General features: G+C 69.5%; 10 protein-coding genes. All 10 read left to right on the plus strand.

Annotation, left to right across the window (positions count from 1 at the left end):
• Positions 1-209: 209 nt before the first annotated feature.
• Positions 210-1,499, plus strand: coding sequence for a nucleotide sugar dehydrogenase (locus FKV24_RS11920; RefSeq protein WP_283016209.1), 1,290 nt, complete (start codon positions 210-212; stop codon positions 1,497-1,499).
• Positions 1,500-1,516: 17 nt separating this feature from the next.
• Complete coding sequence (locus tag FKV24_RS11925) at positions 1,517-2,524, plus strand: NAD-dependent epimerase (protein ID WP_141482528.1); 1,008 nt, start codon at positions 1,517-1,519, stop codon at positions 2,522-2,524.
• A gap of 73 nt (positions 2,525-2,597) precedes the next feature.
• Positions 2,598-3,233 (plus strand): XrtA/PEP-CTERM system exopolysaccharide export protein, encoded by a 636-nt coding sequence (locus FKV24_RS11930; RefSeq protein WP_141482529.1) that lies wholly within the window; start codon positions 2,598-2,600, stop codon positions 3,231-3,233.
• Between the two features lie 65 nt (positions 3,234-3,298).
• Positions 3,299-4,807: an XrtA system polysaccharide chain length determinant gene (locus FKV24_RS11935; RefSeq protein WP_141482530.1), complete on the plus strand. Its 1,509-nt coding sequence runs from the start codon at positions 3,299-3,301 to the stop codon at positions 4,805-4,807.
• A 9-nt stretch (positions 4,808-4,816) separates the two neighbouring features.
• Complete coding sequence (locus FKV24_RS11940) at positions 4,817-5,563, plus strand: P-loop NTPase family protein (RefSeq protein ID WP_141482531.1); 747 nt, start codon at positions 4,817-4,819, stop codon at positions 5,561-5,563.
• A 153-nt stretch (positions 5,564-5,716) separates the two neighbouring features.
• Positions 5,717-6,994, plus strand: a complete 1,278-nt coding sequence (locus FKV24_RS11945) for an outer membrane beta-barrel protein (RefSeq protein ID WP_170288295.1) — start codon at positions 5,717-5,719, stop codon at positions 6,992-6,994.
• Positions 6,995-7,069: 75 nt separating this feature from the next.
• Positions 7,070-8,224: a glycosyltransferase family 2 protein gene (locus FKV24_RS11950; protein ID WP_141482533.1), complete on the plus strand. Its 1,155-nt coding sequence runs from the start codon at positions 7,070-7,072 to the stop codon at positions 8,222-8,224.
• The gene (locus FKV24_RS11955; RefSeq protein WP_141482534.1) at positions 8,221-9,453 is read left to right on the plus strand and encodes a glycosyltransferase; all 1,233 of its coding nucleotides are present in this window, start codon (positions 8,221-8,223) and stop codon (positions 9,451-9,453) included. The genes FKV24_RS11950 and FKV24_RS11955 overlap by 4 nt, the downstream gene beginning before the upstream one ends.
• Positions 9,443-10,615: a glycosyltransferase gene (locus FKV24_RS11960; RefSeq protein WP_141482535.1), complete on the plus strand. Its 1,173-nt coding sequence runs from the start codon at positions 9,443-9,445 to the stop codon at positions 10,613-10,615. Before FKV24_RS11955 ends, FKV24_RS11960 begins: the two co-directional genes overlap by 11 nt.
• Positions 10,612-11,660: glycosyltransferase (locus FKV24_RS11965; protein WP_141482536.1), on the plus strand; the 1,049-nt coding region annotated here is incomplete at its 3' end. The genes FKV24_RS11960 and FKV24_RS11965, both read left to right, overlap by 4 nt.

Here is an 11,660-nt window from a genome sequence, read left to right on the forward strand (position 1 = left end):
TGTCCGGGACAACGCGAAACGCGCGCGTGACCGGAAACGTTGCCGGAAATCCGCCGGTTCCCCGTTCAGTCCGGGCAGAGCGGTGATTACCGAGTGCCATCCGGCCGCAAGGGGTCGAACCGCAAGCCAGCAAACATCCGCCGCCGCTGCCGTCGTGGCACCGGCACGACCATCCGCCGCCTGAGAACTTCTGGAGACCCCAAGCACCTATGGACGCCCCGCTGCCGAAACCGGAGCAGATCCGGCTGGCCGTCGTGGGACTGGGATACGTCGGGCTGCCGCTGGCCGTGGCCTTCGGCCGCCGCCTGCCGACCCTCGGCTTCGACGTGAACCTGGCCCGGATCAACGAGCTGGAACGCCATCACGACCATACGCTGGAAGTGCCCGAGGCGGCGCTGCGCGAAGCCTCGCAACTGCGCTTCAGCGCCGACGCCGGACGTCTGCGCGAATGCAACGTCTACGTGGTCACCGTGCCGACCCCGATCGACGCCTACAAGCGCCCCGACCTGCGCCCCCTGGAAGCGGCCAGCCGCACCGTCGGCGAGGCGCTTTCGCGCGGCGACGTGGTGATCTACGAGTCCACCGTCTACCCCGGCGCGACCGAGGAGGTCTGCGTGCCGATCCTGGAACGCGAGTCGGGACTGGTGTTCAACCGCGACTTCTATGTCGGCTACAGCCCGGAGCGGATCAACCCCGGCGACCAGGAACACCGCCTGGAAACCATCACCAAGGTCACCTCCGGCTCCACCGAGGACGCGGCCCGATTCGTCGACGCGCTGTACGCGAGGATCGTCTCGGCCGGCACCCATCGCGCCTCCAGCATCCGCGTCGCCGAAGGCGCCAAGGTAATCGAGAACATCCAGCGCGACGTCAACATCGCCCTGATCAACGAACTCGCGCAGTTGTTCGACCGGCTCGGGATCGACACCCAGGAGGTACTGGCCGCCGCCGGCACCAAGTGGAACTTCCTGCCGTTCCGGCCCGGTCTGGTCGGCGGCCACTGCATCGGCGTGGACCCCTACTACCTGACCCACAAGGCGCAGCAGGTCGGCTTCCACACCGACGTGATCCTGGCAGGACGACGCACCAACGACGGCATGGGCCAGCACGTCGCCCGTCGCGTGGTGCGGCTGATCCAGAAGCACGACGGTCATCCTGCCAACTGCCGGGTGCTGCTGCTGGGCCTCACCTTCAAGGAGAACTGTCCGGACCTGCGCAACACCCGGGTCACCGACATCGTCGACGAGCTCGCCGAATACGGCATCGCGGTGGACGTGCACGACCCCTGGGTCGACGCGGCGCAGGCGCGCGAGGCGTACGGGCTGGCGCTGGTGGAGACGCCCGAGGCGGCCCGCTACGACGCGGTGGTGCTGGCGGTCGCGCATCGCCAGTTCGTCGAGATGGGCACGACCGGCCTGCGCCGATTCGGAAAGCCGGGAACGCCGCTGTTCGACGTCAAGGGCGTGCTGCCCGGCGCCGAAGTCGACGGCCGGTTGTGAGCGGGAGGCGCCACGGCATGCGGATCCTGGTCACCGGCACCGCCGGATTCATCGGCTTCCACCTCGCCCGGGCGCTGCTGGCGCGGGGCGACGAGGTGCTGGGCTTCGACAACGTCAACGACTACTACGACCCGCACCTGAAGGAGGCGCGGCTGGCCCAGCTGCACGCGCGAACGGGCTTCGACTTCGTGCGCGCCTCGCTGGAGGACCGCGACGCGGTCGAGGACGCCTTCGACAGGTTCCGTCCCGACCGCGTGGTCAACCTCGCCGCGCAGGCCGGCGTGCGTTACTCGATCGAGAATCCGCGCGCCTACATCGACAGCAATATCGTCGGCTTCCTCAACATCCTCGAAGCCTGCCGCCATCACCGTATCGGGCATCTGGTCTACGCCTCGTCCAGCTCGGTCTACGGCGCCAACACCAAGCTGCCGTTCTCGGTCGACGACGAGGTCGACCACCCGGTCAGCCTGTACGCGGCAACCAAGAAGTCCAACGAGCTGATGGCGCACACCTACAGCCATCTGTACGGCCTGCCGACCACGGGGCTGCGCTTCTTCACCGTATACGGTCCGTGGGGCCGGCCGGACATGGCCCTGTTCCTGTTCACCCGCAACATCCTCGCCGGCCGGCCGATCGACGTGTTCAACCACGGCCATCACCGTCGCGACTTCACCTACATCGACGACATCGTCGAGGGCGTGGTCCGCGCCCTCGACAGGGTGCCGGCCGCCGACCCGGACTACGACTTCGGCAACGGCAGCCCGGCCGCCTCCTCGGCGCCGTACCGGCTCTACAACATCGGCAGCGACCGCCCGGTCGAACTGATGACCTACATCCGCCTGATCGAGGAGTGCCTGGGCCGCGAGGCCGACTGCAACCTGCTGCCATTGCAACCGGGCGACGTGCCCGATTCGCATGCCGACGTCGAAGCCCTGCGTCGCGACGTCGGCTACGCGCCGACCACCCCGGTCGAGGTCGGCATACGCCGCTTCGTCGAGTGGTTCCGCGAGTACTACGGCGACTGAGCCGTCCCCGCCGCGACTGGCCGGGCCGGACTTCCCGCTGCGTTGTCTACTGCTGAACAAGGGGACCGCTGTCATGCGCCAGATAACCATACTGTTCTTCGCCGCCCTCGCCCTGCTGCTGAGCGCCTGCGCCAGCGCGCCGACCTCCGGCAACGGGCCGCCACCCAGCCATGCCGTGACCGCCGTCGACGAGTACCAGATCGGCGTCGACGACATCGTCCAGGTCACGGTCTGGCGCAACCCGGACCTGGGCATCACCGCGCCGGTGCGCCCGGACGGCATGATTTCGGTGCCGCTGATCGGCGACGTCCAAGCCGGCGGGCTGACCCCCAGCACGGTCGCCGCCGACATCGGCCAGAAGCTGTCGGCCTATGTCCGCGATCCCCAGGTCGCGGTGATCCTGACCGACCTGCGCAGCCACGAGTACCTGTCGCGGGTGCGGGTCACCGGGGCGGTGCGCCAGCCGGTCTCGATCCCCTACCGCCCGGGCATGACCGTCCTCGACGCGGTGCTTGCCGCCGGCGGAGTGACCGAGTTCGCCGCCGGCAACCGCAGCAGCCTGCACCGCAAGAAGGGCAAGAGCAGCGCCTACGACGCCTACCGCGCCTACGACGTGCAGCTGCAGAAGATCCTCGACGGCTCCGACCTGAGCACCAACTACCCGGTCGCCCCCGGTGACGTCATCACCGTAGCCGAGCGCGCGCTGTGAGCAACGAACTGTCCGAATGGAACGGCGGCGGTTCTCCGCGTCCGGTCCTGCGCCCGATCGCACGCGTGTCCCCCGCCATTCCGCTGGCCGGAATGGCGTTCAGGGAGGGACGCAGGCATCCGGTGCTGCTGGCCGCCGCATTCGCGGCGATCGCGTTCGCCGCGCTCATGCTCGGTCTGTCGGCGCCCAAGAAATACACCTCGACCGCCTCCGTGCGGGTCCAGGAAGAGAGCATCATCCAGCCGCTGATGAAGGGCCGCGCGATGTCGACCACGGTCGTCGATCATGCCGGCATCGCCCGCGAGATCGCGTTCGGCCAGCAGGTGCTGGACTCGGTCATCCGCGCCGGCGGTTGGCCGCGCGACGCGATGACGGCGGTGGAGATCGAACGGCTGCGCGACCAGATCGCCGCCCGCACCGAGATCTACAACCCGCGCCAGAACAACAACCTGATCAAGATCAGCTATGCCGACGGCGACCCGCAGCGCGCACGGCGGGTGGCCCAGCAGTTCGCCGACTCGATCATCGCTGTCAACCTCAAGAGCAAGGCCGCCGAAAGTCGCACCGCCTACGAATTCATCGACGCGCAGACGCGCCAGTACGAAAAGGACCTCGGTGAGGCCGAGAGCGCGCTGGCCGGCTACTATCGCGAGCATCCCGACGCCCTTCCCGGCACCAGCGAAAGCTCCAGCCGCCGGATCAGCGAACTGCAACGCGAGACCGATCGCGCCCGCATGGACGCGATCGACCAGCGCGCCCAGGCCAGCGCACTGCAGTCGCACCTCAGCCGCGAGAACTCGATCGGCAACACCGGCGCCCGCGCGATCCAGATCCAGCAACAGTTGGCCAACCTGCAGAAGGAGCTGGACACGCTGAGCCTGAACTACACCGAGCAGCACCCCGACGTCCGGCGCATTCGCAGCCAGATGGGCGACCTGCGGAACGAACTGCAACGCGAGCGTCGCAATCCCAGCCCGGCATTGAGCGCGGTCGCCGCAACCGCGACGCCGGCCTACAGCGACCTGCGCGCCAGGCTGGCCGATGCGCGCGGCCGCAGCCGTGCCTCTGCCGAACGCGTCGCCACCGCCGAACGCCTGATCGCCGAAGAGCGCCTGCGCAACGAGCAACTGGCGACGATGGAAGGCGAACTGGCCCAGCTGCAGCGCGACTACGACACCAGCAAGTCGCTGTACAACGACATGGTCGAGCGGCGCGAGAACGCGCGCATGTCGATGCTGCTCGATGCCGAGCACGGCGAGTTGAGCTTCCGCATCCAGGAGGCGGCGGCGCTGCCGCTGCAAGCGACCGGGCTGCGCCTGATGTACGTGGCCCTGGGCGGTCTTGTGATAGCCGTCGCATTTCCGGCATTGGCACTGCTGGCCTGGATCAAGCTCGACCCCAGGGTCCGCACCGCCACCCAGATCGAGAGCTCGGCCGGCCTGCCTGTGCTCGGCTCGGTCCCGGCGAGCTACACGCCTTCACGCGTTGCCGCCATTCGCAAGCACATGATGGTCGCCGCCGCCCTGGTGGCGTCGGTCCCGCTGGCGTTCGCACTCGCGATGATCCTCAGATAGGACTGAGCAATGAACGATCCAGGAATCGCATCGGTGGAACGGCAGCTTCGCGAGCAGTTGCAGCTCGCGGACAAGCCGGTCGGCCATCCCGCCGAAACCTCGCTGCTGAGCCCGGAACAGCGTCGGGAGATATCGATCATCAGCGCATCGACCGCGTCAAGGGCGCAGGTCAACGCATTCCGCAACCTTCGCACCCGCCTGCTGGCGATCGCCGGCGGACAGTCGATCACCACCGTGGTCGCACCGGTCAGCAAGGGCAGCGGCGGCAGCTTCATCGCCCGCAACCTGGCCGCCGCGATGGCGTTCGAGGAGGGTCGCAACGCACTGCTGGTCGATTGCGATCTGCTGGAACCGTCGCAGCACACCACCATGCGCATCAACACCGACAACGGCGGACTGACCGATTATCTCGACAGCCCGGCCGTCGAGGTCGAGGACATCCTCTACGAGACCGGCATCGCCCGCTTCAGGCTGATCCCGGCGGGGACCGCACCGCGACCGGACAACGAGTACTTCACCCGTTTCAAGATGCGGCTGCTGATCGACTCGCTGAGCTACCGCTACCCGGACCGCTATCTGTTCCTGGACAGCCCGCCGGTGCTGGGCGCGCCCGACGCGCGCCTGCTCTCGCATCTGGCCGACGTGGTGGTGCTGGTTGCCGGATACGGCCGCGACACGCCCGAGGCCATCGCCGAGGCCGCCGCCAATTTCGATCCGGCCAAGTTCGCCGGCGTCGTGTTCAACGAAGGGGTCTAGGCCCATGAGTACCGGGCCCGCGAACACCCGGTCCGTCAACGCCAGGGGGAAACCATGACGGCGAACCCATCATCCGCATACCGCAGACGCCATCGTCCGATGTCATGCGCGTCCGTCGGCCCAGGCCCGCGGCCCCGCTGCCGTCCGGCGCTCGTGCTCGCCCTGCTCGCCTGCCTGCCACTGCCCCGGCAGGCGCAGGCGGTCGACGTCGACTACGAGATCGGCGTCGCGGTCAAGCGACAGGACAACATCGCCCTGACCGCATCCGGGCGCGACCCGGTATCGGAAACGGTGGTATCCCCGCGCGCGTACTTCGAGGCCACCCAGGACGGCCCGCGCATCAGGTTCAAGGCGCAGGGTGCGCTCGAATACTACGACTACCTCGACGACACCTTTTCCGACGAAACCCGCGCGCGCTTCAACGGGCAGCTCGACATCACCGCCATTCCCGACCGCCTGGACTTCGTGTTCCGCGACTATCTGAGCCAGCAGCCGGTCGACCGGCTGGCCGCCTATGCGCCCGACAACACCCAGCAGATCAACGTCTTCGTCGCCGGCCCGACCCTGAAAGCGCGCTTCGGACCGGCCATGCGCGGCCAACTGGACCTGCGCTACGCCGACAACCATGCCGAGGAGACCGAGAGCTTCAACGGCAACCGCTACAGCATTGCCGGCCGCCTGGTCCGCGACCTGGATCCGAACAGGGAACTCTCCCTCAACCTGGCGGTGGTCGAAGCCGATTTCGACCAGGCCGGCGATCGCCGCGACTACCGCCGCGAGGACGGCTTCCTCAACCTGACCAGCCGCCATGCCCATCTGGACACCGACATCGACCTCGGCCATTCGCGGGTCGAGCTCGACGGCAGCGGCCGCAAGGACTCGACCCTGCTGCTGCGCGCCTCGGTTGACTGGAACCTGTCCGCGCGCAGTCTGCTGGGAATATCCGCGCGACAGCAGTTCACCGACAGCGGCGAGGACATGACCCGTCCGCTGGAGCTGGAGCAGATCCGCTTCAACGACTTCAACGTGCCCTATCTGGTCGAACCCAGCGTGTTCAAGGAGCGCCAGGTCCGGGTCCGCTATCGCTACCGCGGCGAGCGGCTGACCCTGCAGGCGGTGCCCTACGGACGGCGCGTGCGCTATCTGGACAGCACCCTGGAGGACGAGAACCGGCGCGGCATCATCGTGTCCGCCTCCTACCGGCTGCGTCCGCGCCTGACCGCGTCGTTCTACGCGCTCAGGGAAAACCGGGAGTTCGTCGACATCGATCGCGAGGACCGCGACCTGACCTACAGCGTCGGCCTGGCCAACCGTTTCACCCGTCACTGGACCGGACGCATCGACTTCCTGCACCAGGAGCGCGACAGCAACATCGCCCGACGCAGCTTCGACAGCAACTCGGTCCTGGTCAGCGTGAGCTACAGGCGTTGAGAGGACGATGAGGGCGACACACGGCCATGATCGCGGGCTCCGCACTCCGGTCCCGCCGCGCGCAACGGTGACGCCATGATCGCGCTGGCGTTCTGGCTCGCGGTGGCGGGCGTCGCGCTCGGCTACGCCGGCTATCCGGCCTACCTGGCCCTGTGCCGCCTGATCCGCCCCCGGCCGCTGGTCACCCGCCCCCAGGAACCCTCGGTCGAGGTGCTGCTGGTCGTGCACAACGCCGCCGACGCACTCGCGGCCAAGGTCGCGAACCTGCGCCAGCTCGACTACCCGTCGTGGCAGCTCGGCATCTGCATCGTCTGCGACGGCTGCACCGACGCCACCGTGGCGGTTGCCGGGCGCCTGGCCGCGGACGACGTGCGCGTGGTGGTGTTCTCCGAACGGCGCGGAAAATCCGCCTGCATCGGCGATGTGCTGCCGACCCTGGTCGCGGAAGTGGTGCTGTTCGTCGACGTCAGGCAGACCCTCGATGCCGGCGCGCTGCAGGCGCTGACCGCGGCACTCGCCGACCCGTCGGTCGGAGCCGCCAGCGGCGAACTGGTGGTCCTGGACGGCGCCGGATTCGCGGCCGGAATCAATGCCTACTGGCGCTACGAGAAGGCCATCCGCCGACTGGAGAGCGCCACCGGCTCGATGGTCGGCGCCACCGGCGCGATCTACGCCGCGCGCCGGCGTCTGATCGGACCGGTACCGTCGGGCCTGATCCTCGACGACATGTGGATTCCGCTGTCGATCGCCGAAGCCGGCTACCGCATCGTCGCGGTCGAGGGCGCGGTCGCGTTCGACCGGGCCAGTCCCGACCCGCAGTCCGAGGAACGGCGCAAGCGCAGGACCCTGAGCGGCAACTACCAGTTGCTGCACCGGTTTCCGAAGCTGGCGCTGCCCGGCCTGCACCCGATGGCGGCACGGCTGTGGGGACACAAGTGGTCGCGGCTGCTGGCGCCGTGGCTGCTGATCGCCGCGTTCGCCTGCAGCGCGACGCTCGCCGCCGGCGGCAGCCGGCCCTACCTGTGGCTGTTCCTCCTGCAGGTCGCCGCCTACGCCCTGGCCGTGCTCGGCCGACACTCGCGCTGGCTGGCACGGCGCGTCCCGCCGGCCCGTCTGGCGGCGGCGTTCCTGAGCCTGAACGCCAGTGCGCTGCTCGCCCTCGGCGACTACCTGCGCAACCCGAGCCCGCACCTGTGGCGGACCACCCGCTACCAGGAGAGCGGCCGATGAACCGGACCCGCCCTCTGACCCGTGTGGTCTACGTGGTGTCGCTGTTTCCGTGCGTATCGGAGACCTTCATCGTGCGCGAGATCGGCGCCCTGATCGCCCGCGGCGTCGACGTCAGGATCATCTCCTTGAAGAAGCCGTCGAAGGATCTGGTGCAGACCGACTCGGCGGCCCTGCTCGACCGCGTCCGTCACCCGCTGCCCTGGCCCGCCGCGGTGGCCGGCGTGGCCCGGGAGTGCGTCCGCGCGCCGGCCACCGTCCTGCGCGCGGTCGGCCTGGTGGTGATCGACGGCTGGCGTCGGCCGATGGTCGCGCTCAAGTCGCTGGCGGCACTGTTCCGCGCGCTCCAGCATGCCCGCTGGCTCCGCGACTTCGATCCACAGGTGATCCACGCGCACTGGGCCACCTATCCGTCCACCGCGGCCTGGGCGTTGGCACGGCTGACCGACCGCCCCTTCAGCTTCACCTCGCACGCGCACGACATCTACGTGGAGAACCAGTTGCTGGCGCACAAGATCACCGACGCGGCGCTGGCGGTGACGATATCGCGCTTCAATGTCGACTGGCTGAGCGCGCGCGCGACGCCGGCGGCGCGCGACAAGCTCAGGATCGTCCATTGCGGCGTCGACATGGAGAACTCGCCCTGGCAGGCCGGAACCCGCGATGCCCGCTCCATCCTCGCGGTCGGCCGCCTGGATCCGGTCAAGGGTTTCGAAACCCTGGTCGATGCGATCGCCTTGCTGGCGCAACAGGGCATCGACGTCGATTGCCGCCTGGTCGGCACCGGCCCGCTGGAACAGGCCCTGCGGCAAAGGGCCGGCGAACGCGGTGTCGCCGACCGGATCGAGTTCACCGGTGCCCAGCCGCAGGAGCGCATCCGCGACTGGATGCGCTCCGCGACCATGTTCGCGCTGCCGTCCCAGGTCGCCGCCGACGGCAACCGCGACGGCATCCCGGTCGCGCTGATGGAGGCCATGGCCAGCGGCTGCCCGGTGATCAGCACCCGGGTATCGGGCATTCCCGAGCTGATCGAGCACGATCGCAACGGCCTGCTGGTCGAGCCGCGCGATCCGGCCGCCCTCGCCGACGCGATCCGGTCGCTGATGGCGGACCCGGCGCTGCGCTCGCGGCTCGCGCTGCAGGCGCGCCGCCACATCGAAGCGCAGTTCGACGCGCGCAAGGAGGCCGGTCGACTGCACGCGCTGATGCAGGAGGCCGCCGATGCCGCCTGAACGGATACTCATCGTCATCGACGAGATGGAGGTCGGCGGCAGTCAGCGCCAGATCACCCACCTGCTGGGCGGACTGGACCGCGCGCGCTGGCAACCGGAACTGCTGTATTTCAGGAACCCCTCGCACCTGGTCGACGCGATCCGCGCGCACGGCGTCGCCGTCCATCATCTGCCCAAGCGCGGCCGGGTCGACATCCGCTTCCTGTGCGCCTACGTCGCGTTCCTGCGCAGGCGTCGCTTCGCGCTGGTGCATGCGTTCTCGCTGACCGCCGAACTGTGGACCCTGATCGCGACCACGCTGGCGTTTCCGTTCGCGCGACGACCGGCGCTGGTCGCCTCGGTGCGCGGCCTGTACCTGGACGCGTCGCGCACGTTCTGGCGGATCAAGCGCCTCATCGTCCGTCACAGCGACGCGGTCATCGCCAACGCGCGCGCCTGCGCCGACGCCGCGGCCTCGGGCACCGGACTGGGACGCGAGCGCTTCGACGTCGTGCCCAATGCCATCGCCGCCGTGCCGGCGATCACCGCGATGCAGCGCGAACGCCTCGCCGCCGCCATCGGCCATCCTCCCGGGCGCCCGTTCGCGTTGTTCGTCGGGCGTCTGGTCGCGGTCAAGAACCTGCCCTGCCTGATCCGCGCCCTGGCCCGGCTGCCGCGGCAGCGGCGCCCGTGGCTGGCGCTGGCCGGCGACGGCCCGCTCGCACCGTCGCTGCAGCGGCAGATCCTGGATGCCGGCCTCGGCGACGACGTCCGCCTGCTCGGGGAGCGCGACGACACCGCGGCGCTGATGCAGGCGGCCGATCTGCTGGTGCTGCCCTCGCGACAGGAAGGCATGTCCAACGCGTTGATGGAAGCCATGGCTGCCGGTTGCCCGGTCGTCGCCTCGGCGGTCGGCGGCAATCTCGAACTGATCGATCCGGAACGGACCGGACTGCTGTTCGCCAGCGACGACGACGAGGAGCTCGCCGTCTGCATGCAGCGGCTGGCCGACGACCCGGGCCTGCGGCGGCGGCTGGCCGAAGCGGCTCGCGAACGCATGCGCGACGGCCATTCGCTGGCGCGGATGGTCGCGGCGACGGCGCAGATCTACGAGCGCGGTATCCGGCTGGCGCCGGCATCGGCCGGCAACGCGTCCGGTTCCACCGTCGAGGGGGACGCATGACGGCGCGCCGCCAGGTCCGCGATCGCGCCGCCCGCGTGCTGATGGTACTGGACGGCCCCTACCCGTCAGACCGTGGCGGTGGCGCCGAAGCCCAGGTCGGCCTGCTCTCGGCAGCGATGCGCACGCGCGGACAGGGCGTGACCGTGGTGACACCGATGGCCAGCGGCGGCCCGATGGCACCGGTGTCGCGGGTCGCGGGCGTGCCGGTCTGCCGTCTCCGCTACCCGAGGATCAGATGGCTGGGCGGCCCCTGCCTGTGGCTGGTCCTGGCCATGTTCCTGCATGCCCGACGCCGTCACTACGACGTGTGGCACGTGCATGTCGCGCGCAGCCTGGCCACCGTCTGCGCCCTGCTCGGTCCGCTGCTCGGCAAGCGCGTGGTGATCAAGGTATCCGGCTCCTGGGATCTGGAACAGGGCGCGCTCGCGGCCGATCCCTCGCTGTCCGGACGTATCGTCCGCCGCTGCCTGCGGCGCGCCGACGCGTGGCAGGCGATCAGCCGGCGCATCGCGGCGACCCTGGCCCGGCGCGGCATGCCCGGCGAGCGCATCGCCGAGATTCCCAACGCCGTGGACAGCGACGCGACCGGGGCCGGTCCCCGCCACGTCCGCGACGACGACCGGATCCGACTGGTCTTCGTCGGCCGCCTGGTCGAAGAAAAGGATCTGCCGACCCTGCTTCGCGCCTTCTCCGACGCGGTCGCCACCGCGCCGCGGCTGCAACTGACCATCGTCGGCAGCGGGCCGCTGGAGGACGCACTCATCACGCTCGCCGACGAGCTTGCGCTGGGCGCGCGGGTGAGCTTCACCGGTCACCTGGACGAGGTCCGGCCCGTGCTCGCCAACGCCGACATCGGCGTGCTGCCGTCGCGCTTCGAGGGCCTGTCCAACTCGCTGCTGGAGTGCATGGCCGCACGCCTGCCGATGATCGCGAGCCGGATCAGCGGCAACGAGGATTTCGTCCGCCACGGCGAGAACGGTTGGCTGTTCGAACCCGGCGATCGCGCCGGTCTGACCGCCGTCCTGCGCGCCGCGGCCGCCACCGA

Source organism: Marilutibacter maris (genome assembly GCF_006546735.2).
In the GTDB taxonomy this organism is placed as follows: Bacteria; Pseudomonadota; Gammaproteobacteria; order Xanthomonadales; family Xanthomonadaceae; genus Marilutibacter; species Marilutibacter maris.